This is a genomic window from Pseudoalteromonas piscicida, from assembly GCF_000238315.3.
GTDB lineage: Bacteria > Pseudomonadota > Gammaproteobacteria > Enterobacterales > Alteromonadaceae > Pseudoalteromonas > Pseudoalteromonas piscicida.
The window spans coordinates 1,872,930-1,896,401 of the sequence record NZ_CP011924.1; the positions used below are offsets into that span (position 1 = coordinate 1,872,930).

21 protein-coding genes are annotated in these 23,472 nt (G+C 43.9%); 3 read left to right on the top strand and 18 right to left on the bottom strand.

Annotation, left to right across the window (positions count from 1 at the left end; genetic code table 11):
* Nucleotides 1-72 precede the first annotated feature (72 nt).
* The 4 genes from PPIS_RS08665 to rluD all read right to left on the bottom strand — a co-directional run bounded on the left by PPIS_RS08665 (nt 73) and on the right by rluD (nt 5,496).
* On the bottom strand, nt 73-1,008 hold the full coding sequence (locus PPIS_RS08665; protein ID WP_010371032.1) for an NADP-dependent oxidoreductase: 936 nt from the start codon (nt 1,006-1,008) through the stop codon (nt 73-75).
* Between the two features lie 128 nt (nt 1,009-1,136).
* A complete protein-coding gene (gene clpB, locus PPIS_RS08670; protein ID WP_010371030.1) occupies nt 1,137-3,710 on the bottom strand; it encodes an ATP-dependent chaperone ClpB in 2,574 nt (857 codons plus the stop codon).
* A 90-nt stretch (nt 3,711-3,800) separates the two neighbouring features.
* Nucleotides 3,801-4,517, bottom strand: coding sequence for a peptidoglycan editing factor PgeF (pgeF, locus tag PPIS_RS08675; RefSeq protein ID WP_010371029.1), 717 nt, complete (start codon nt 4,515-4,517; stop codon nt 3,801-3,803).
* Between the two features lies 1 nt (nt 4,518).
* Entirely contained in the window at nt 4,519-5,496 is a 978-nt protein-coding gene (rluD, locus tag PPIS_RS08680) for a 23S rRNA pseudouridine(1911/1915/1917) synthase RluD (RefSeq protein WP_010371027.1), read from the bottom strand.
* 123 nt (nt 5,497-5,619) lie between these two features.
* Here rluD and PPIS_RS08685 point away from each other — a divergent pair, with 123 nt between their 5' ends.
* Nucleotides 5,620-6,384 (top strand): outer membrane protein assembly factor BamD, encoded by a 765-nt coding sequence (locus tag PPIS_RS08685; protein WP_010371025.1) that lies wholly within the window; start codon nt 5,620-5,622, stop codon nt 6,382-6,384.
* A 239-nt stretch (nt 6,385-6,623) separates the two neighbouring features.
* On the opposite strand, the gene glnB is transcribed toward PPIS_RS08685, so the two are convergent.
* Complete coding sequence (glnB, locus tag PPIS_RS08690; protein ID WP_010371023.1) at nt 6,624-6,962, bottom strand: nitrogen regulatory protein P-II; 339 nt, start codon at nt 6,960-6,962, stop codon at nt 6,624-6,626.
* A gap of 137 nt (nt 6,963-7,099) precedes the next feature.
* On the opposite strand from glnB, the gene PPIS_RS08695 reads away from it, so the two are divergent.
* Complete coding sequence (locus tag PPIS_RS08695) at nt 7,100-7,636, top strand: GspH/FimT family pseudopilin (protein ID WP_223193559.1); 537 nt, start codon at nt 7,100-7,102, stop codon at nt 7,634-7,636.
* 139 nt (nt 7,637-7,775) lie between these two features.
* Complete coding sequence (locus PPIS_RS08700) at nt 7,776-8,243, top strand: GspH/FimT family pseudopilin (protein WP_010371019.1); 468 nt, start codon at nt 7,776-7,778, stop codon at nt 8,241-8,243.
* A 262-nt stretch (nt 8,244-8,505) separates the two neighbouring features.
* Here PPIS_RS08700 and PPIS_RS08705 read toward each other — a convergent pair whose 3' ends face one another.
* From PPIS_RS08705 to murJ, 13 genes are all read right to left on the bottom strand, one after another.
* A complete protein-coding gene (locus tag PPIS_RS08705) occupies nt 8,506-8,943 on the bottom strand; it encodes a type IV pilin protein (RefSeq protein ID WP_010371016.1) in 438 nt (145 codons plus the stop codon).
* Complete coding sequence (locus PPIS_RS08710) at nt 8,930-12,064, bottom strand: pilus assembly protein (RefSeq protein ID WP_026345555.1); 3,135 nt, start codon at nt 12,062-12,064, stop codon at nt 8,930-8,932. Before PPIS_RS08710 ends, PPIS_RS08705 begins: the two co-directional genes overlap by 14 nt.
* Nucleotides 12,065-12,086: 22 nt before the next feature.
* Nucleotides 12,087-12,548, bottom strand: coding sequence for a hypothetical protein (locus tag PPIS_RS08715; RefSeq protein WP_010371010.1), 462 nt, complete (start codon nt 12,546-12,548; stop codon nt 12,087-12,089).
* Nucleotides 12,536-13,543 (bottom strand): PilW family protein, encoded by a 1,008-nt coding sequence (locus PPIS_RS08720; protein ID WP_010371007.1) that lies wholly within the window; start codon nt 13,541-13,543, stop codon nt 12,536-12,538. Before PPIS_RS08720 ends, PPIS_RS08715 begins: the two co-directional genes overlap by 13 nt.
* On the bottom strand, nt 13,540-14,094 hold the full coding sequence (gene pilV / locus PPIS_RS08725; RefSeq protein WP_010371005.1) for a type IV pilus modification protein PilV: 555 nt from the start codon (nt 14,092-14,094) through the stop codon (nt 13,540-13,542). Before pilV ends, PPIS_RS08720 begins: the two co-directional genes overlap by 4 nt.
* A gap of 117 nt (nt 14,095-14,211) precedes the next feature.
* On the bottom strand, nt 14,212-14,898 hold the full coding sequence (locus tag PPIS_RS08730) for a LytR/AlgR family response regulator transcription factor (protein WP_019647334.1): 687 nt from the start codon (nt 14,896-14,898) through the stop codon (nt 14,212-14,214).
* Nucleotides 14,895-15,899: a sensor histidine kinase gene (locus PPIS_RS08735; RefSeq protein WP_010370999.1), complete on the bottom strand. Its 1,005-nt coding sequence runs from the start codon at nt 15,897-15,899 to the stop codon at nt 14,895-14,897. The genes PPIS_RS08730 and PPIS_RS08735 overlap by 4 nt, the downstream gene beginning before the upstream one ends.
* A gap of 13 nt (nt 15,900-15,912) precedes the next feature.
* A complete protein-coding gene (gene ispH, locus PPIS_RS08740) occupies nt 15,913-16,842 on the bottom strand; it encodes a 4-hydroxy-3-methylbut-2-enyl diphosphate reductase (protein WP_010370996.1) in 930 nt (309 codons plus the stop codon).
* Nucleotides 16,842-17,282, bottom strand: a complete 441-nt coding sequence (gene fkpB / locus PPIS_RS08745) for an FKBP-type peptidyl-prolyl cis-trans isomerase (RefSeq protein ID WP_010370993.1) — start codon at nt 17,280-17,282, stop codon at nt 16,842-16,844. The genes ispH and fkpB overlap by 1 nt, the downstream gene beginning before the upstream one ends.
* Nucleotides 17,279-17,782, bottom strand: coding sequence for a signal peptidase II (gene lspA / locus PPIS_RS08750; protein ID WP_010370991.1), 504 nt, complete (start codon nt 17,780-17,782; stop codon nt 17,279-17,281). The genes fkpB and lspA overlap by 4 nt, the downstream gene beginning before the upstream one ends.
* A gap of 9 nt (nt 17,783-17,791) precedes the next feature.
* Nucleotides 17,792-20,620, bottom strand: coding sequence for an isoleucine--tRNA ligase (gene ileS, locus PPIS_RS08755; RefSeq protein ID WP_010370988.1), 2,829 nt, complete (start codon nt 20,618-20,620; stop codon nt 17,792-17,794).
* A gap of 21 nt (nt 20,621-20,641) precedes the next feature.
* A complete protein-coding gene (gene ribF, locus PPIS_RS08760) occupies nt 20,642-21,568 on the bottom strand; it encodes a bifunctional riboflavin kinase/FAD synthetase (protein WP_010370985.1) in 927 nt (308 codons plus the stop codon).
* 67 nt (nt 21,569-21,635) lie between these two features.
* The gene (gene murJ / locus PPIS_RS08765) at nt 21,636-23,198 is read right to left on the bottom strand and encodes a murein biosynthesis integral membrane protein MurJ (protein ID WP_010370982.1); all 1,563 of its coding nucleotides are present in this window, start codon (nt 23,196-23,198) and stop codon (nt 21,636-21,638) included.
* Between the last annotated feature and the right edge of the window lie 274 nt (nt 23,199-23,472).

Here is a 23,472-nt window from a genome sequence, read left to right on the forward strand (position 1 = left end):
ATACCAAGTGTATTCATTAAATGAGTGATTTAAACCGAGCAATCAATTTAAATACGGCTACTTTTAGTACACTTAGGCCTTAATAATAACTTTGCCAACATGCTTACCACTTTCCATACAGTGATGAGCCAGCGCAATATCCGCCATAGCAAAGTAATGACTTACATTTATGCTGATTTTGCCAGCTTGATACGCCTGATACAAATATTTAAGATCGTCTAAATTACTCGCAACCAGCATCCCCTCAGCCCTTACACCCCTTATCGTAGCTCGCTCACAGACCATTTCTTTGGTGACGCTGGGAATAGTCACTAGGTGCGAGTTCGGCTTCATCGAGTCGACACACTGTAATGCAATATCGCCACCAATTAAGTCCAGTAAATCGCACTCAACTTGGTGCTGATAAAATTTGTCATAACTTATTGCCGTTACCTTGAGCTTCGACAACAATTCGTGCTCAGGACGGGTCGAGACAGCAATGACTTTTCGCCCTTGGAGCTGCGCTAGTTGAATTGCTAAATGCCCCACACCACCAGTTGGTGCCAATACATATAGTGGACGATTATGATTCGAAAATTTATCTAACGCTTGTTTTGCCGTAAGACCCGCAAGACAAAGACCTGCAATATCTGGATTTTCTTGCAAAGAAACCTTGATGAGCTCTGACTCAAGCGCCATTGTATAGTCACTATAGGTCCCGGGGTTACTTGCAAATCCAACCATACCGATGACAAGGTCGCCTACTTTAAATTGGCTATCTGGGCCATAAACCTCAACCACCTCACCATACAGATCGTATCCGAGCGGCAAAAAGGCATCTGCGCTTTTTTGCGCTGCAACATAACCAAGGCCTTGTCTGGTTTTCACTTCAATAGGATTTATGCTGGTACTGTTTACTTTTATGCGCACTTGGCCTGAAGTAAGCGCTGGCAAAGAAATGATGGTGCTACACAGCTGGTTGCTATCACCAAATTCGTAGATACCGTAAGTGGTTGACTTATTTATCATATGCGGCTTTCTTAGAAGACAGTTTGTTATCTTTGTAGAATACGCGAAAGGGTAAGGAGTTTGAAGAAATTTACAGTATGGGAAGGAAAAATGCTCTTACAGCATGGCTGTAAGAGCATTTAGCTATATTAGTGCTTAAACACTATCTGGTCGTCAACCACCTCGACTTTAATGGTATCGCCAGTCACAAACTTACCTTGTAACAAGTCCTGCGCCAACGGGTTTTCAATGTATTGTTGCACGGCTCGTTTTAAAGGACGAGCACCATATACAGGATCAAATCCGCTTGCTGCGATTTTATCAAGCGCGGCGTCACTGAGCTCAAGCGCAAAGCCTTTTTCAGTTAAGCGTTTACTCAATCTGTCTAACTGGATACTCGCTATTTCTTTAATATGTTCATTGATAAGCGGGTGGAACACCACGGTTTCATCAATACGGTTAATAAATTCAGGTCTAAACTGACTAGCCAGCACGCCCATAACACGCTCCTTGAGTGTTGCGTAGTCGTTATTTCCTGCTTGCTCTTGAATGACATCCGACCCTAAGTTCGAGGTCATGATGATCACTGCATTTTTAAAATCAACCGTGCGACCTTGACCATCGGTCAAGCGACCATCGTCCAAGACCTGCAATAAGATGTTAAATACATCTGGATGCGCTTTTTCCACTTCATCAAGTAAAATCACAGAATAAGGACGACGCCTTACCGCTTCTGTCAAATAGCCACCTTCTTCGTAGCCGACATAACCAGGAGGTGCACCAACCAAGCGCGCAACTGAGTGTTTTTCCATAAACTCGGACATATCAATGCGCACCATGGCACCTTCCGTATCAAACATAAAGTTGGCTAACGCTTTGGTCAGCTCCGTTTTACCAACCCCTGTTGGACCTAAGAACAAGAACGAACCAATTGGGCGATTTGGGTCTGCAAGCCCGGCTCGTGAGCGACGGATAGCGTTGGCAACCGCATTAACAGCTTCGTCTTGACCAATCACTTTTTTGTGAAGCTCGTCTTCCATTTGCAGTAACTTTTCACGCTCACCTTGGAGCATTTTTGCGACCGGGATCCCAGTCCAGCGAGATAAAATTTCTGCAATTTCATCTTCACCAACCTGATTTTTTAAAAGGCTCATTTCCTGCATTTCAGCCTGAGAAGCAAGGTCTAGTTTTCGCTCAAGCTCAGGGATCCGACCGTATTGTAGTTCGGACATACGTTGCAAATCACTTGCTCGACGCGCGACTTCTAGATCTAAACGCGCTTGCTCAAGCTCAGCCTTAATCACTTGTGTGCCTTGTAGTGAGGCTTTTTCGGCATTCCACACTTCATCAAGCTCTCGATACTCAGCTTCTAATTCATTGATGAGCGTTTGCATCTCAGTGCGACGCTTTTGACTCGCTTCATCTTTCTCTTTTGCCAGCGCGTTATCTTCCAATTTTAGTTGGATAATACGGCGCTCTAGTCTATCTAATTGCTCCGGCTTTGAGTCAATTTGCAGTCGAATTGAGGAGCCGGCTTCATCAATTAAGTCGATGGCTTTGTCGGGTAGTTGCCTGTCTGAAATATAACGATGCGACAAATTAGCCGCGGCAACGATAGCGGGGTCGGTTATATCAACCGAGTGATGGAGCTCGTAGCGCTCTTTTAACCCCCGCAGTATCGCAATGGTGTCTTCTACTGTTGGCTCTGCAACAAATACTTTCTGGAAACGACGCTCAAGTGCCGCGTCCTTTTCAATATACTGACGATACTCATCAAGCGTGGTCGCCCCCACACAGTGAAGCTCACCACGTGCAAGTGCGGGTTTTAGCATGTTGCCCGCATCCATTGCACCGTCGGTTTTGCCCGCCCCTACCATAGTACGGATTTCGTCAATAAAGAGAATAACTTGGCCTTCTTCTTTAGCCAGCTCGTTTAATACCGACTTTAGGCGCTCTTCAAATTCACCACGGTATTTGACTCCCGCTACCAATGCGCCCACATCTAGCGATAGTACGCGCTTACTTTTCAAGCCTTCTGGAACTTCACCGTTGATAATACGCTGCGCGAGCCCCTCAACGATGGCGGTTTTACCAACGCCCGGTTCACCGATAAGTACAGGGTTGTTTTTAGTACGGCGCTGTAGCACTTGAATAGTGCGGCGGATTTCGTCGTCACGGCCAATAACCGGATCAAGCTTGCCTTGCTCGGCACGCTCAGTGAGATCGATAGTAAATTTCTCAAGAGCTTGGCGAGTGTCTTCGGCATTAGGGTCATCCACTTTTTGACCCCCTCGAATAGCCTTAATGGCTTGCTCAATCTTTGGTTGGGTGATGTTAAGCGCTTTGAAAATCTCGCCTAATGGGCCTTTATCTTCGCACGCAGCAAAAACAAACAACTCGCTGGAGATATATTTGTCTTTACGCTTTTGTGCATATTTATCACACAGATTGATCAGTGAAATAAGGTTATTTGAAAGCTGTACATCACCACCTACGCCTTCTACTTTAAATAGCTTTTCAATGGCTTGTGACAACTTAGTATTAAGCTCGTCGGCGCTCACACCTGCTTGTGCTAATAATGCGCGCACACTTGAGCCGCTCTGTTGGAGCAAAGCATACATTAAATGAACAGGTTCAATAAATTGGTGATCGCGCCCAAGCGCTAATGACTGCGCATCGGAAAGCGCAGCTTGGAATTTGCTTGTAAATCTATCTAAACGCATGATTTATTTACCCATATAAAATATCGAATTACCTTATTTATGGGTATTAACTGAACGAAGATCAAGCGTAAAAGTAATAATTTACCCTGATTATTTGCGCCAAATCAAAGTTGCCATACGGCCCGTTGTTTTGTCTCTACGATAAGAAAAATACTGCTCGGACATAGTTACTGTACAGTGTTTATCGCCGTAAAAATCCTCTACACCTTGTTCGCGCAATAACGACTGTGCAAGCTCGAAAATATCCGCAAGATATTTACCGTCTTTTTTGGCAACAAATGCCGTATTTCGTTGCGCCTCAAAAGCCTGTACTACGTCTTCGCCCACCTCGAATGCACTAGGCCCAATCGCTGGGCCAAACCATACACAGATCTCTTCAGGTGCACAGGTAAACTTAGCCAGTGTTTGCGAGATAATTCCAGCAGCAAGAGGCTTCCAACCACCATGGATAGCGGCCACCTCTTCACCATCTTTTGATGCAAGCAGAATGGGTAAGCAGTCTGCTGTCATGATAGCCAGTGGCGTTTGACGCAAGCGAGTGTATAAGGCATCGGCTTGATGGACCTGCGCGATTTCAAACTGCTCGTCGACCACCACCACTTCAGCGCCATGTACTTGCTCAAGCCATACAATCGGGTTGGCCACATAACCATGTAAAATTCGACGGTTTTCGGCTACATGTTCAGCATTATCACCAACATGAAAGGCTAGATTAAAGCTATCATACGGCGGTGCTGAAACACCGCCCTTGCGCGTTGTTGATAATGTCCCAACGAATTGGGTTAATGGCCACTGAGCAAGTTGCATCTTATAACGTTAAATCCGGGTTTTCTTTGGTATCTTCTCTAAGCGCAGCCACCAGTTTAATCATATCTTCAGGCACAGGCGCTTCCCATGTCATCTTCTCGCCAGTAATAGGGTGAGCGATACTCAGTTTTATAGCATGCAATGCCTGACGTTTAAACTCTCTTAATTGCTCGGTTAATCCTTGAGTCGCATTTCTTGGTGGACGAGGACGGCCGCCATAGAGCTGATCGCCAATTAGCGGGTGATTCAAATACGCCATATGTACACGAATTTGGTGCGTTCTACCGGTTTCTAGGCGCAGGCGAAGGCGCGTGTGTGCTCGAAACTTTTCAGCAACACGGTAATGAGTGATAGCAGGCTTCCCCATCTCATGTACTGCCATATGTGTACGCTTAGTTGCGTGACGACCGATTGGCTTTTCAATCATGCCACCTGCGGTCATCGTGCCATTACAAACTGCTTCGTATTCACGTGTGAAGTTTTCACGCGCTTGTAGATTCTTCACCAAGTGCGTTTGTGCTTGAATGGTTTTCGCCACGACCATTAGACCGGTAGTGTCTTTATCCAGACGGTGTACGATACCAGCACGAGGCACGTTAATGATTTCTGGGTGATGGTGCAGCAGAGCATTTAACACAGTGCCATCTGGGTTACCGGCACCGGGGTGAACCACCAGCCCCATCGGCTTGTTTATCACAAGAATGTCATCATCTTCGTAAACAATGTCTAACTCTATATCTTGCGCTTCGTATTCGCGCTGTGCTTCGATAACCGTCTCGATAGCAACACTTTCACCACCAAGTAACTTTTCACGAGGGGTGTTGAATACTTCACCATCTACGGTGACTTTATCTTCAAGGATCCAAGTTTTTATTCTTGAACGAGAAAAATCCGGGAACAATTGCGCCAATATTTGGTCTAGACGTTTACCACCGAGTTCGACTGGAACCTCCGCTTGGAGGGAAATTTGCTCTGACATCTGAAACTTTACCTAATTTACCAGTGCAAGCCGTGCTCGACTGGGTTAGAATCGTATTAATGCATAGTTTACTCGGTTTTGCCGAGTTGGCCTAGCCGAAGAAAACAAAGGTAGTAAAATAAAATGATTAAAAACTTAAGGACACACGCCTTTAGGCTGGCGTTAGCCGCGTCTGTTTTGGGTTTGGCAGCCTGTTCATCCGCACCAGAACAAGAAGATATTGAACGCGTACCAAACAAATCCGCCCAAGCGCTTTATGAAGATGCTAAACAAACATTAGATTCTGGTTTATATGCCCGCGCCATTGAATTATTGGGTGCGATTAATGCTCGTTATCCATTTGGCCCTTATGCAAGACAAGTTCAAATGGACTTAGTCTATGCATATTATCAAACAGGTAACACTGACCAAGCACTTGCCACTATTGATCGTTTTATTCGCTTAAATCCAAATCATAAAGACCTAGACTACATGTACTACATGCGAGGTCTGGTAAGTATTAAAGCTGACGAAAACGCATTCCAAGAATATTTTGGTGTAGACAGAGCCGACCGCGATGCCAATCGTACCCGTGTTGCTTTTCAGGATTTAACCACGTTAGTCAAAAACTATCCAAACAGTCCGTATGCACCAGAGGCGAAAAAACGCTTAGTATGGTTACTAAACAAAATGGCTCGTTACGAGCTGAGAGTCGCTGAATATTACTTCGAGCGTGAAGCATATCTTGCCGCAGCAAACCGTGGTAAATATGTAGTAGAACACTACTCTCAAAGTAGTTATCTGACCCAAGCTTTTGACATTATGGAAAAAAGCTACCGCAAACTCGGCCTGCCAGACCTTGCGGATAATGTGAAAAAAGCCAAATCGGTTAACGCTCGTAACAAATAAATACACTGTTAAGTCACGATATCACCGATGTTGTGACTTCTCTCCCACCAACGCTCGCCTTCAAGCATTCTACAGCAGTAAAAAATACTTGTTTTCTGTACATAGACATCAGCCGTCAGCCGTCAGCCGTCAGCCGTCAGCATATTTTATTTGATTGTAGTTGTAATAAGGAAGGAATTAGGCTGCCCATAATAGAAGGTAAGCAGCCTTAAAAGGTAAGCATTTGACTTAACAGCGTATTAAATCGCTTCTTCGTCCTCTTCACCTGTACGGATCCGAACCACGCGTTCAACATCGGTCACAAAGATTTTACCATCACCAATTTTGCCCGTTTGTGCGGTTTTTAGGATAACTTCAATCGCTCTGTCAACGTCTTCATCTGCGGTAACAATATCAAGTTTCACTTTAGGCAAGAAATCTACCATATATTCAGCACCGCGATATAACTCAGTATGACCTTTCTGACGACCAAAACCTTTTACTTCACATACCGTCATACCTGTGATCCCCACATCCGAAAGCGCTTCTCGGACATCATCAAGTTTAAACGGTTTAATTATTGCTTCTATTTTCTTCATGACTATCTCGATTCCTTTGGTATAGCGTCGATTTTAGACAATCCGCTTGCCCAAGGCAAACAAAGACATTGAAAGTTGAAGTGATTTCACGCAATAATATTAATCATAAATTATTACTTTTTGGTTGTGAGGCGGTAATGAAACAATCAGCAGGATTCAATCTACTAGAACTGATGATAACCATCGCTATATTGGCTATCGTATTGGCCATTTCATTTAGCTTTGATGGCAACCTGCTGCAACGCAACCGAGCTGAGTCCTTCTTGCAAGAATTACAGCGCAATATCGCTTTTGCTCGTGTAAAAGCAACCGCCGCAGACGAAATTGTCATTCTCTGCCCAGCTCCCCCAGCCAATATTCAAGCTAGGACTGCATTTACTTGCCAAGATAATTGGGCAACGAACAGAATTAGCGTGTTTGTTGATAGTGATAAAAATGGCACATTTAGTAATGGTGATACTATCCATCGTACGATGGAGGTCGTAGACGATAACGACACAATGGTATTTTCTGGTGACAATCGTCTAAGGTTTGATTCAAGTGGACTCTTAAGTGGTTCAAACGCGGGAAACTTTACCTATTGTCCTGGTAGTGACGACAACAATCAGCAGTTGAGTGTTTCAACCGCTGGCACAGCATTATATCGAGGAAATACAACAGATACCTGTGGATAGCCACAAAAGTACTGATGCGCAAAATATCTCGAAGTTTCAATCTTGCCTTTAATATATAAACGTCTAGGCTTAAAGAAAATATAAAACGAGGCAAAGGATATGCATCGTCATATGGGTTTTTCCCCTATTGGAATCTTTAGTGTGTTTGGCGATTATCACTATCGTCAGTTTATTCTCTCTTCCCAGTCTTACGGCTTTATTTCAGTTTGATAAACCAAAAATAAAGCTTGAAGCATTGCGACGAGCCATTAATTTTGCTCGCATTCAGGCCGTTGCAAGCGGTGCAACCGTTACTTTGTGCCCCCTGAAAAACAATCGCTGCGACGACAAAGAATGGCACACTCAGTTAACGGTTTTTATCGACTACCACCCTCAAGGTGAGTTTTCAGGCGATGATTATAAATTAGCGGTTGTGGACTCAGTAGACTCAGGGGACATGCTCACCTACCCAAGAAACGCCATTATATTTCGCCGCTTTGGTCATCTCGCGGGACTCTATAACGGTACTTTTGTCTATTGTAACGCAAGTTCTACCGTGGGATTGTCTCTGTCAGTTAGCTACACAGGGAGAAGCACTTTAAAAGATACTGATGAGTGTCAAAAGTAAATAACCTAAGCTTCGGATAATTAATGCCTTTCTAGCAGCCAGTTTTTGCGCTAACAGCGTTGAATTCACTTCCAATAGCCCGCTATTGGTACGTAAATTCGCCTTGTTAATCCCAAAACTTTCTGGCTAGATAAGGAAATAATTTAATGTAATATTAAAAACAATGAATTAGCTCATTCCTTATCCAAACCTCAGGTTAAATAACCTAAGCTCGGGGATAGTTAGTGTTAATACAAAGGGGAGTTAACTACTCCCCCGAAAATTAACGTTCCCAACACCTATCTATAGTGTCTTGATTCGTTGTCCCAGCAACACCACGAACCCCAAGTTCATCAATGGTTAAAGCTGGGCACTGTTCATCGCCTCGAACCGGCCCTGCTGCGGCTGTTGCAACGATTCTAAAGGTATCTGCAGTAACGTTTTCAAGTGTTACATTGAAATAACCATTTTCCGTTGCCGTCGCTACACCGATTGCCGCTAGATTATCGCTGTAAGCTCTGTTATCAACAAAGAACTGCTCTTGCTTATTCGCGGCGTCAAGTAGCAAAGTCATGGCATCAGCCCTTGCCCCTCTTCTCACATACTCAGTGTAATTAGGGTATGCAATCGCAGAGAGAATACCGATGATCACCACCACTATCATTACTTCAATCAGGGTAAAACCTGATATTGCTTTGTCTAGGGTACTATTTCTTCTCATCACTATCTTCCCTCTTATAAATGTAAAGTTGTTTTGTTCTGATACCCGAAGTTTTATTTTTAAAGATAATAACCTTGTCATCATCGCCTACAACTGGCACTGGTTCACCCGGTATCCCTGGCGGCACAAATGGATTACTGTCATCAGCTATAATCCCAGGGCCTGCAATATAAGGAACTCTTTTACCATTTTCATCTTTGCGTACAACTAGAGTCGGCGTATCTGGTAGGTCTTGTGAGGTCACGTAAGTTTTCCCTGTGCCATAATGTAAATGGAACATGTAAAGCTGCCCTTTACCACCTGTTAATGTGCATTGTTGGGTTGTCTGATCTGCTGGTGTAAACGAAGTAAAATATGCGACTCCTCCAATAACAGTCGCACCAGAGAGCGACTTTTCGCCCCCTGATAATTGATACTTCCAGCCATTAAACTTAGCCAGCTCTACTTCTAGTTCAACAAAGTCGTCAATATCATCTACAGCATTCCCAAACGGATCGCTCTTCATTTCCATTAAATCAGAAATTAATATAGGGTCTGGAATATCGTTTACAAAAGATTGCGTTTTCGTATGTATATCCCTAATCATGAAAAGATAGTCAGTCACACTTGAATCTGTCGGCTTAGAGCGATTACCACTACCAATAACAATGGCGTCAAACGGTGTATCTCTGCGCTCTTTAATCAAATTCCCGTTATATCTAGTCTCTGTTACCTTACTATAAAAGGTACGAGCAATATTTGGACGATAAAAAAAGCGTCTATCCTCATCAGCAAAGCTACTCCCCAAACGTGCCAACTCAAAATGAGTCCAAGGCTCAGTACTATCAGATGGGTTTGGACCGGGTATATCAATTCTCCAGATACTCCCTGCGGTATCCGCTAAATAAATTCTGTCAATATAGCCATCGTAGTCTGAGTCCGTTAACGTTGGCTCCGCAACAATACTGTGCTTACCTTTAAACGCATCACCAGTCAGCGACCAAACGATATCAGCATTGTTTGACATGATATCAACCATGTAAACCCCTACGCCTTTATCATTATCATCGCTACGTGAAACATTATCTTTATTGGTATTGTATCCTGCTGCAAAAACCAATACCGGTCTATCCTTTTGCTTTTCAATGAAAGTCACCACAGGCTTGGACCACGTTTGCCCCAAGTTCTTAAACTTATTTGAATCACCGGAAATAGGCCCACCCCACAATAGTTTGGGTGAATCTGGATTGGTAATATCAAAGCCATAGTATTTATTGCCGCCGCGGCGCATTCCCACAAAGGCCCAAACCTTATCACCCGCTTCTACCTTGCGATTTTTATTCACATCGTGAAAGTACACAGTAATAGGTCCATCTAGGCCATACAGTTTCGTTTCTGCTTTACGTGTTTTGACTGGATTCAGGATAGGTAATAAAGAACCTGGGATAAATGCCCAGCTTTCAGTTACGCTATTTCCTTGATCTTTAAACATATGGAGCATGCCGGCGTTGGTACCAATGAGCACGCGAATATCGCCATTGCCATAGTCAACCGTTGCAGGCTTTGAGTGTAATGGATCGGCGAATATGTCTGGCCTTCTTTCAGATCTCAAACCGTCACCATCATCATCGTCGACGTCTTGACCTATCGCCCAATTAAAAATACTTTGTATCTCACTTTTACTTGCACCACTTAACTCCATTGCTGTGGCAAGTTTAGTTAAATTACCATAGGCACTTTCGGCATTATTATAGGTGAAATCAACTAAATCACCGCCACCAAAATCAGACAGTACTTTTCTAGTAACCTGATTTTCAAGCGCATAGTTAACTCCTCCTTTTTCAATATTGTTGCCATCTTTTGATTCCGCTTGCGACCAATACGTTGTGATATTGCTATCAATCGCACCTTTATCATTTATCGCTTTAGTCAGTTCCTGACCTACTATCTCTGTACCCACAAACTTAAGCTTTTTCAGGTTGCCACGCCAACGCGTATGTGTTTCCGGTTTAAACTGTGTGTAATAAAGTGCATCACCGGTCTGGGTTTGGTCTTCTGCATTGGCAGACACCGTTGGTGAGCTAAAACTTGCACTTACATTTCTGATATTGGTAATGGTGGTTTTGAGTACGTCTGACAACTCTTCCGCAGTATGAGCATGAAAATATTGCCCACCACCTTGCGCCGCGGTTTCCTTCAGCAGCTTCTTGCCTGTACCAGACATACCGTTACCAAAACCGATCGTAAAGACTCGTGCAAAGTCGTGTTCATCAGGCGTAGAAGGGTATAAGTCAACTTTAACTTGAGACGTACCACGCATTGTTTTGGCTAAAGCTGGTAAATAGTTTTTGGTAACACCAGAGCCTTCATTAATGTCGAAATAATTAGGGTAGGCGCCATACACTGAGTAATATTCATTAACGATACTTGTGTTAGAATCAGTATCGCTGGTAGGGTCGCCATCCGTCATTAAAATTAAGTTGATTGACGTATCACACCGCTCTTCTTCGCCACGCACGGGCTTAAAAGCAGAAATATAGTTGCTCCCACGTTCAATCCCTTTATCCCTGTCGTTTCCTCCGTTAGTACCCCAGTATACGCCGCCACCTTTAAGATAGTTATACAACTCCCAAAGCGTTTCTGACAGCGGCGTAGAACCACTTGCTGGTAATGCGTTGATCTTATCAACAATATCGCTGCGGCTACTGTCAATCCCATTAAGAATATAACCCCCACTCGAAGAATAAAGTCGAGACAGGCCAAATCTAATATCATCATTATCGCTAACTAAACTGCGCATTGCATTTTGTGCTACTTTTAGGCGGCTATCCGCGCAGCCCTGAACCGCTTGATTATATTGGTTCGCTTGATAACAGTTACTGCCATTAAAACACTCTGTTTCTCGGTAGCCATAACGCGTTTCATAGTACCAGCCATTCCAAACACGATATGAATAACGCTCATAACACGCCTTACCATTTTGAGAATCCCACGCCATACTGCCTGATGTATCGAACAGCATCAGTACCCGAGGTTGCTCACGGGTAGAAACATTATGTTTAACATAAAGCTCAATGTCTTCTGCTTGAGCGGTTTGTAATAGCGCCATTAATGCAACTATCGTGTATATTAACTTATTCATATCAGTTACTCGAAAAAGGCTGTTAATTTGAAACACTCACAATTTCCTGACCAATTCCCATCACGATTGTGACGTTGTGACGTCCCCTATCACCATATTCCACAGTGGCTTCGACTTCCGTCATGTTGCACACAAAACCCTCGGTATAGTCATATTGACGTGGACAAAACAGCTCTAGCTCACCATTATTTAGGTTAGTCACAGTGGCTTGTAAGCCATTAGGCGTTTGTACTGTTGTGCCTTCGTCCGCTAACTGCTGCCTTGAACGCAGAAAAATATTGTTAGGAAGCGGCTGCTCTTGCTGAATTAATCTTTGCATTTCACCAAAGAGTAAGCTTTCAGCTTCTTCTCGTTCCATGACGGCATGGGTCATTTTTATATCCAACGTACTGGTACTCATTAACGTTACTGCAACCGCCATTATGGCGACTACCATGACCATAGCCATGATCAGTACTACACCCCGTTGCTTTACATTTCCCATGCTGAGCCTCTCATGTTGTACATTGATATTGTGGTTGAAAATACGGTACGTCTAATGGCATCGTTATAAGTCAACGTCCTTTTATCAGGATCATTACCTAATACGTAAGACCGCGACTGTACCCCAAAGTCAACATCCGGTTCCAATACTCTTACCAATACAAACAGCTGTAGGGATAAGATGCCTCTTGTAGCGCCCCAGTCAGCATCGGACATATTTGTTGTATTTCTATATCTATCCACTCGGCCGTCAAAATTGGTATCTAAACCAAAAACAAAACGAATTTGTTCAACGCCTTCGATCACTAATTCATCCTTCATACCACCGTTTACATGTAGCCTTTGCCTTCTTAGAACGGGAATAGTAATAGTACGATTATTAATTACCTGCTGCTCTTCACTCACATAATATACATGGTGACTATATGGCCAAAGTGTCGCATTCACGCTTGGCATGTTGCCAACATTGCCACCTGCAATAAATTCGGCTTGCTCTTGCTGTGCAATAAAATAATACCTAGTTGATTGGATAGCACCTGCGTCTGGCACAAGACCTGTTATCTCTACAGGACTCCCTTCCAGAAACTTCACCTGTAACACTTCTGACTGTGGTCGAGCTTTAGTTATGCATCCCATTGCCGTTGCATTTGTTGTGAATGTTGCCCAAATAGGCCTGAAATTAGCAGGCTCATTGTTCGGAAAACTACCATTGTTTATCCCACCAGAGCAGTCACTTCCTGGGTTAGCTGGAGCGGCCTGATTATCATCCGTGAAACCTTGATCGTAAAAAGTCCCCCAAAAACCAACTTGTTCAATATCCCGCCTCATAATGGAAAGCGCTAAACGTCCTTTTTCTTGTAGCTCTCCAATACTCATGGTGTCGTTGGTCGTCGCTTTCATACCGACATAAGTAGCAATGACGCCGCCTAACAACAATACGCCGATAAACATGGCGATCATGAGTTCTAACAATGTAAAACCTCGGATTTTGTTCACGGCTGACTCCTTAACAACACAAAAGTTTCCATTACGACTGCACGCCGTCTATCGTCTTCAACACCACACCCGGCTGCTGGATTATTTTCCAATGCAGTCATTGCCTGACGCCCTCGCCAAGTGACAATAACCTGCACATTTACCCCAGATGGAGTGGCACCTGCGGTTGGATTAATACACACAATCGCGTTATCCAACGAACCTGTATTTTCCCTTGCTCTTATCGCTTGACGCCAATTAGCAATATCTGTTTTCGCAAGCGTTTCTGCATTACAGCGCTGTGTATAACACGTAGTGTTTGCCTGTACGTCTTCGGTGCTATTAAAGTCAACATCGTAAAGTGTGGTGATATTTGCCGCATCATTTGTTCTTATTCTGTGCATGATGTCACTGGCAAGCTCTACCGCAGCGGCTCGTTGCATAGAATCAAAACTTGCTTGTTTCGCTTTTGCTTGTAATGCCACAGCACCAAGCAGTCCAAAGCTTAAAATCATAAACGCAATAAGCACTTCTAACAGTGTGAAGCCATGTTGCTTTAGCGAAGTATGCATATCTCAACCAGAATTCAATTGCCCTAGCCTCAGTGTAAGCCGTCGTCTTTGAAACTCAATATGGGATAGTATGAAAGGTCTATTGAGGCGATAAACGGTTTATTCACCACTTAACACTCAAAATAATGTTTTTAGTTGGGTGTAGGCTCTACGGCTAACTTCATAGCGATTGGGCAGCGACTTGAGGCAAACGTAGTGCTTTTGTTCATGTAGTTCTAAAGCAGAAATTTCTGTTCGCTTAACTAATGTACTGCGATGGATTTGAATAAAATGTGTTGGAAACTTATCTAACAGTGACTTGAGTGACATGTCAATTAATGCTTGTAGGCTAGAATTCAAGGTTACTCGCGTATATTTTTCATCCGCCTCGGCAACCATAACATCCGAAACCTGAACGTAACGCAACTCACTGCCAACATAATAGCTTAGCGTCTCCATACTCGGAAAGATAGTAGTTAATAAAGCATCTAGCTTATCACTATCTAGTGGCTTCACTAGATAACCATTGGCGTGCAGTTCAAATGCTTCTAACGCATATTCCGGATGCGCTGTTAGAAACACGATTTTCATCCTCGGAAATTGCAGGCGTAATTGGCTCGCAAGCTCAACACCTGACTGACCAGGCATCGAAATATCAAGAAAAATTAGCTGTACAGGCTCCTGATTTAGCAGCGCTTTCACACCACCCGCGCAGTCAACTTCACCGATACAACGAAAGCCTGCGTGCTTTTGCATTAATCGTTTAACGCGAGCTCTTGCCAACGGCTCATCATCCACAATAAGGTAAGATATTACTGTTTTCATAGCGGTAGCGAAAAACTGACAGTATAGCTATCTTGACTGGCTTCGGTTTTAAAATCAATGGGCTGATTGTAGTGTAAAGCCAAGCGGCGTCTGATGTTGCTCATCCCAATGCCATGCCCTTGGTGCGTCGGCTTTAATTTTGCGTCATAGCTGTTAAAAATTACCACCGTTAAGGTTTGTTTACTGCAGTGAATATGGATACGAATATCCGCTCCATTTGGGTTTGGCTCTACCCCATGACTAACCGCGTTCTCCACCAATGGCTGTAATATCAACGCAGGGAGCAAAACATCTCCCAAGACATTGTCTAACTCCCACTCTACCCTCAAACGCTCTGCAAAGCGCCACTGCTCAAGTGCTAAATACGCTTTACATAAAGATATTTCACTTTCCAGCGGAACAATATTTTGTGTGGACATCGCAGCACGAGATAAATCGGCAAGGGCTAATGCTGACTTTTCTGCTGCATTTGGATCGATATGAGTCAATTCGGCCACGGTATTGAGTGAGTTATATAAAAAGTGCGGCCGAATTCTCGCATGTAACGCTTCAAGTTCCGCTTGAGATAGCGCTTTCACCTTACGAATATTATCGGTAAATATAGCTAAGAAATGCGCGAAAAGCGTGATAATGCAAAGACATATTGCGATGTTACGCCATAAGCTCAATTCAATTTTAGCCTCATCAATCCAACCGAGCAGTGTAAAACCATAGGGAAAAGCCGTACTAGTGACAGCAGTACAAAGCACGAAGACAGAAATGAGAATACCAGCTTCAACTAGATCTGAGCGCTTCTCAACAGCGTGGCGCACAATCGCTATCACGGCAAGTGATAAAAAGGCAGTGAAATGAATAAATAAGCTAGTTAACCCAAGGGATTGCCAAAACGCAGTCGCGGAAATCAGCGTATATAAAAAGGCTAGGATTTGCGAGGCAACTAGCAATGCTAGCACACCTCGCTCACTCAATAGTGCAGACAACAACCTGATACGCGGTGTCATCGTGCTAACTCTCTTATCTGAGTTCTACAGGTACGGCAAACACGACATTTTCTTCTTGCCCAGGGTTCTCAACTACCGTTTCCCCACCAAGCTCTTTAAGTCGAGAGATAACCTGTTGAACCAGCACTTCAGGTGCAGATGCGCCGGCAGTTACACCAACCTTTGCAACCCCATCGAACCAAGTTTCTTCGATGGAAGAGGCATCATCGATGAGAAATGCCTTAGTTCCCATTTTATCCGCAAGTTCTCTTAAGCGGTTAGAATTAGAACTATTTTTCGCACCCACCACAAGCAATAACTCAACTTTGTCCGCTAAGTCGCGAACCGCATCTTGGCGGTTTTGCGTGGCATAACAGATATCATCTTTTCGAGGACCACTGATGTTCGGAAACTTGCTACGCAGCGCGTCAATTACATCCGCAGTGTCATCTACCGATAACGTCGTTTGACTGCAATAGAACACATTGTCAGCATCTTTCACTTCGAGTGCTGCTACATCCTCTGGTTTTTCAACGAGATAAATACCACCGTTCGGATTGTCATACTGGCCCATAGTACCCTCAACTTCAGGGTGCCCATGGTGCCCAATCAAAATACACTCAGTACCTCTGCGGCTAGCACGCGTCACTTCCATATGCACCTTTGTCACTAACGGACAAGTTGCATCAAAGACTTTTAACTCTCGGCGCTTCGCTTCATTGCGTACTTGCTGAGAAACACCATGCGCGCTGAAAATAACAATACTGTCGTCTGGCACTTCATTTAGTTCTTCAACGAATACCGCACCACGAGACTTCAGACCATCAACAACATATTTGTTATGAACAACTTCATGGCGAACGTAAATAGGCGCTTCGAAAATATCGAGTGCACGCTCAACAATGCTGATCGCTCTATCTACACCTGCACAGAATCCTCTCGGGTTTGCCAGCAAGATATCCATTAGTTATTTACCTCAAGAATTTCAACTTCAAACGTTACTTTTTGGCCTGCAAGCGGGTGATTGAAATCGACAGTTACCGAGTCGCCGGCTACTTCTCGGATCAATCCAGGTAAGTCAGTACCATCAGGTTGCGTAAATGCAATAATACTACCTACTTGAGCAGGTGTTTCTGCGCCGAACTTGCTTCTGTCAACATAATAGATATTATCAGGATTTGGTTGTCCAAACGCGTCTTCTGGCTCTAGCTCAAAAGATTTCTCATCGCCCGCTTTTAATCCAAGCAAACACTTTTCAAAATTTTCCGTCAGGCTGCCATCACCCATAAACAACTTAGCGGGTTTATTATGAACTTTGGTAGAATCTGCTGCTGAACCGTCTGATAACTTGATTGAAAAATGGAACAAGACTTCAGACTTTGCTCCAATTAGTTGCTCACTCACGCATTTTTCTCCTGTGGTTTATCGCCACTGGTAAAGGCATCGAAAATTAATAGTGCAGCACCGCCGACAATTGCCATGTCTGCCACATTAAACGCTGGATAATGCCAGTCTTGATAATAGAAATGAAGGAAATCAATCACATAACCATGAATGATACGGTCGTATAAATTTCCTACAGCACCACCTAATACCAGCGCGTAGGCCAATCCCAACTTCCAATTTGATGCGGGCAATTTACGTAGCCAAAAAATCAGTAAAGTGCTAATCGCCACGGCAATGCCACTTAAAAAGTAACGCTGCCAGCCACCAGCTTCACTTAGGAAGCTAAAAGCCGCACCATAGTTATGCATATAGGTGAGATTGAATATAGGCAAAATATCAATGGATTCATAGAGTTCCATTTCAGCCATAACCAGTGCTTTGGTGAAGTAGTCTACTGCAAAAAGCAGTAGACTAAGCCACAACCACACCAGACCACTTTTCTGTGTAGTTTGTGTCACGTTTTACTCCTAGGCGAATTGACGTTGCTCGCCGTCACCTTCAACGTTACTAATACAACGGCCACAGATGTCTGCATGTTGCTCATCCGTACCTACGTCGTCGGTATAGTGCCAACAACGATCACACTTTTTAGCCGATGTTGCCGCTACACTAATGTATAAACCATCAATTTCTGATGAAATTGCATTTTCTGGCTTGCTGTTGACTACTTCTACCGTTGCTTTCGAAGTTAGTAAAACAAAGCGTAATTCGTCACCAATGGCATTGAGCTGCTCAGCTAAGTCCCCGCCTGTATATAGCGTTACTTCAGCCTGTAGCGTCGCACCGATCACTTCTTCTTTGCGTGCATTCTCAAGTACACGGTTTACTTCATCACGTACCGCGAGTAAGTTCTGCCAGTACTCGTTATTCAACGAGCCTTCTGTCGCCCCTTCAATTGCATCATACCAAGTATCCGTGAATACAAACTGGCCACGCTCACCTGGTAATACTTCCCAGATTTCTTGTGCGGTAAAGCTCATGATTGGCGCCATCCAACGTGTCATCGCTTCGGCGATATGATAAAGCGCTGATTGACAAGAACGACGGGCATGGCTATCACTTTTCGCGGTGTACTGACGGTCTTTGATGACATCTAGATAGAACGAGCCCAATTCACCAGTACAGAAGTTCATAAGCTTTTGTGTTACTTGAAGCATTTGGTACTTGTCGTACGCTGTTTTGATCTCAGTTTGTAGCTGCGCAGCACGCGCAACAATCCAGCGATCTAGCTCAACCATATCTTCAATTGCTACTAAGTCCGTTTTTGGATCAAAGCCACTTAGGTTCGCAAGTAGATAACGACTTGTGTTACGAATACGACGATAACGGTCAGCTGAGCGCTTAAAGATTTCATCAGACACGGTCATTTCGGCCGTATAATCGGTAGAAGCTACCCATAAACGTAAAATATCTGCACCTAGCTTGTTCATGATGTCTTGCGGCGAGATCACATTGCCTAATGACTTAGACATCTTGTGTCCTTTTTCATCGACCGTGAAGCCGTGCGTTAACACTTGCTTATAAGGTGCATGGCCATTGATAGCAACTGAAGTCATCATTGATGACATAAACCAACCACGGTGTTGATCCGAGCCTTCAAGGTAAAGATCTGCAGGACCTGTTAATTCTTCTCGCGCATCAACAACACACGCATGTGTTACACCTGAATCAAACCATACGTCTAGTGTGTCTTGTACTTTTACGTACTGTTGAGCATCAGCTTCACTTAATAGCGCGCTAGGCTCTAAGTCGTACCACGCCTGAATACCCTTTTCTTCCACTAATTTAGCAACGGCTTCGATAAGGGCTTCCGTTCCAGGATGTAGGCTGCCGGTGTCTTTATCAACAAATAACGCGATTGGCACACCCCAAGTACGCTGACGTGAAATACACCAGTCAGGGCGACCTTCAACCATGTTTGCGATGCGGCTTTCACCCCACTCAGGCAACCATTCTGTCTTTTTGATTTCATTCAGTGAATCAGTGCGAAGGTTAGCCTGATCCATGCTGACGAACCATTGTGGCGTCGCACGGAAAATAATAGGAGTTTTGTGACGCCAGCAATGTGGATAACTATGCGTTAGCGCCTTATGACGGAACAATACGCCTTTCTCAGTTAATAACTCAATGATGCTGTCATTTGCTTTAAATACGTGCTGACCTGCAAAAATCGGTGTATCTGGTAGATAAACACCATTTGCACCAACCGGGTTTGCAACCTCTAGACCGTAAGCTTGACCCGCTGCAAAGTCTTCTTGACCGTGACCAGGTGCAGTGTGAACGATACCAGTACCTGAGTCTGTTGTTACGTGCTCACCTAAAATAACAGGCACATCGAAATCTAAGAATGGGTGTGCAACGCGCAGATTCTCAAGCGCAGCGCCTTTCGCGTAACCTAGTACGTGGAAGTGCTTGAATCCAAAACGATCAACAGCGTCTTTGACTAATTCAGAACCAAGCACAATACGCTGCTCTTGACCTTCATCTTCAATTTGTACCAGCGCATACTCTAGCGCACCGTGTACTGCCACAGCGCGGTTTGCTGGTAATGTCCAAGGCGTTGTAGTCCAAATTGCGGTACTTACTTCGCCTTTGCCCTCATGGCCTTCGGCCAAACCAAACGCACTAATGATTGCCGCTTGATCAGCAAAGACAAATTTTACGTCGATTGCCGGCGATTGTTTGTCTTGGTATTCAACTTCTGCTTCTGCAAGCGCTGAACCACAATCCGTACACCAGTGAACTGGCTTTGCACCTTTGTGCAGGTGACCATTTTTGATAATACGACCAAGCACACGAATAGCATTGGCTTCAAAATCAAAGTTCATGGTTAAGTATGGCTTATCCCAGTCACCTAACACACCAAGGCGTTTGAAATCTGTTTTTTGGCCATCAACTTGCTTTTTAGCATAGTCGCGGCACTTTTCACGGAATTCAGCAGCCGATACTTTCTTACCTGGTTTGCCTACTTTCTTTTCCACTTGTAGCTCAATTGGAAGACCATGACAGTCCCAACCTGGTACATAAGGCGCATCAAAATCAGAAAGCGTTTTTGACTTAATAATAATATCTTTTAGGATTTTGTTTACTGAGTGACCTAGGTGAATATCACCATTTGCATACGGAGGACCGTCATGCAAAATAAATGGCTTTTTACCTTTTTTCGCAATGCGAATTTGACCGTATAGGTCTTCTTCATACCATTTTTTCAGCATCTTTGGTTCGCGTTGCGCCAAATTACCACGCATCGGAAACTCAGTTTCCGGTAGATTTAAAGTATGTTTGTAGTCGCTCATTTATCCTACTTTCCGTATCGGCTACGTTAAAGAAAAACACTGTTTTGCATTGCTAACATCACGACTGATTTGTTCTGTTAACTGCGACAATGTTTCGAATTTTTGCTCATCGCGAAGCTTTTCAATTAGCTCCACTTTCATAAACTGACCGTAGATGGTCTCATTAAAATTAAACAGATGCACCTCTAAAAGGGCTTTCGTTCCGTTTAGGGTTGGCTTAGTGCCAACATTCGCTACGCCATAATGTGTTTTGTGATTCACAGTCGCTTTGACTGCATACACACCGCGCACAGGGCTCACTTGGCGTTTTAAGGCTATATTTGCAGTATGGAAACCAAGCTCTCTGCCTTTCTTCCAACCGTGAATAACACGGCCTGAAATGGCATAAGTATGGCCCAACATATCATGTGCTTGACGTAAATCACCAGCCGCAAGCGCCGTGCGGATCAACGTGCTACTTACACGACAATCTTGCTTGCGAAAACTTGCCGTGTCTTTTACTTGCATACCTAGCGGTTCGCCCACTCGTTTTAGCATTGCAAAATCACCAGCTCGTTCACGGCCAAAACGAAAGTCATCGCCGACCGTGAGCGCCTTGGTTCCAAGCTTTGTCACTAGGACTTCTTTGATAAATTGCTCTGCATCTTGCGAGGCAAATTTGCGATTAAAGTTGACGCAAATGACTCGCTCTATACCAAGCTCTTGCAACAGGACTAGTTTATCACGTAATCGCGTCAGCCTAGCCGGTGCTTTATCTTTGGCAAAAAACTCCAAGGGCTGCGGCTCAAATAACATCACTGTGCTTGGAAGTTGATAGTGTTTTGCGTCGCTAATCAGCCCCTTCAAAACCTCTACATGTCCAAGATGAACCCCGTCAAAGTTTCCAATCGTCAACACACAACCAAAATGATGTGGTCGAATATTATGGATCCCTCGGATTAGTTGCATAGTGCCGTGCCTTTGTGCAGCAAATATCAAAGAGCCCAATTATACCCAAGTTGCTTAAAAATGCGAATCAAGCATCTCGGATTGTGCTCAATCTTACCCCTAGTATAAATAGTAAACTAAAATAGCTCACCATCGCAGTTACTAATAATCCGCAAAGTAATAGCACCTGCTCCATCAGTCCCCACTCTAGCCATTCAAAGCGGGCGCCTAGAAAGTATACGCATGCAGCCATCGAGACCGCTGAAACAAAGCATTTGGCAGTAAAACCAAGAGAAAATGCGCTTAGCTGATACACACCTTGATGTGACAGCTGACGATAAAGTAAAAACGCATTACAAGACGCTGACAATGAAGTTGCCAATGCAAGGCCTAGATAACCAATAAAAGGCGCTAAGATAAGATTGAAAACCATATTGAGTGCCATAGTAATAATACCAATACGAACAGGCGTTTTAGTATCTTGTCTAGCGTAAAAGCCCGGTGCCAGTACTTTAATCAACATAAAGCTTAATAAACCAACGGAATATGCGGCTACCCCTAAGCTTACCTTGTTTATATTGTCTGCATTTTGAGAAACAAACTCACCATGGCCAAATAATACTGAAATGATAAGTGGGCTTGTCACCATCAGCCCTAGCATCGCTGGTAATCCCAAGAAGATGACAAAACGTACACCCCAGTCTAGTGTTTTCTGAAAGTCTTCACTTTTTTCTCCTGCATGTAATTTAGAAAGTGCAGGCAGTATCACGGTCGCAATACCGATACCAAATAGGCCGAGTGGAAATTCAATTAATCTGTCTGAATAATAAAGCCAAGCAATCGATCCCGTCACGAGAAAAGAAGCAATGACGGTGTCCAGTAGTAAGTTAATTTGACTAACAGAAACACCAAATAATGCAGGGATCATTAATGTTCTGACTTTGGTTATTTCAGGGCTTCGCCATGCAAATTGAGGGCGACTCAAGACTTTTAAGCGCAACAAAAATGGGATCTGGAATAATAGTTGAACAATACCACCAATAAATACACCGAGTGCTAGAGCGTACGCACCTTGTGCAAATTTATCATGGAGAAAAATAGCACAGCCGATAATCGACACATTGAGTAAAACTGGCGTAAAGGCCGCTGCCGCAAAGCGATTATAAACATTCAGTACCGCCCCGCTAAGTGCAACTAATGAAACAAAAAATAGGTAAGGAAAGGTGAGCTTTAATAGTGCGCTTGCAAGCACAAATTTTTCGGCATCAGCACCACCTTGCCACCAGTCAAGAAACCAGCTAGTGCCAAATAATGCGGCGATCAAAGGCGAGCCAATCACCCCTAAAATAGTAACAATAAGCAATACGGTCCCGAGTGTCCCAGCAGCTTGTGCAACGAATAACCTTACTCTATCGTCTCCATGCTTTTCTTTAATTTCTGAAAGTACAGGAACAAACGCCTGAGCAAACGCGCCTTCTGCAAATAACCTACGTAAAAAATTAGGGATCCGGTTGGCGAATAAAAAGACATCTGCGGCCAATCCTGCGCCCAATAGGTTTGCCACGACGGCATCTCGAACTAGCCCCAGAACCCGCGAAATCATAGTCATGGCACTGACAATCATACCCGATTTAAATAACCCTTTTGCCACCTTAACTCCTAAATTCAGTGAATCGCGGCAAATTATGCCACAGTCGTTGTGCATTTAGCACTAGGCGTGCCCTGTCAGCTTTGATACAATACGCGCCATTAACCTTGGTAGGCCTGTTTCACCTCGTGAAATTTGACTGTTTACTTTGGTTCAGACCTGAGATTTTCAAGGCACTTTGTGAAGCTACGCTTTGCAAATTATTAGTGCAACTTGGGATATTACGGGTTTACTTGCCTGCTATAGAAGTAAAAATGTCGCATAGCAACGTTTTGAT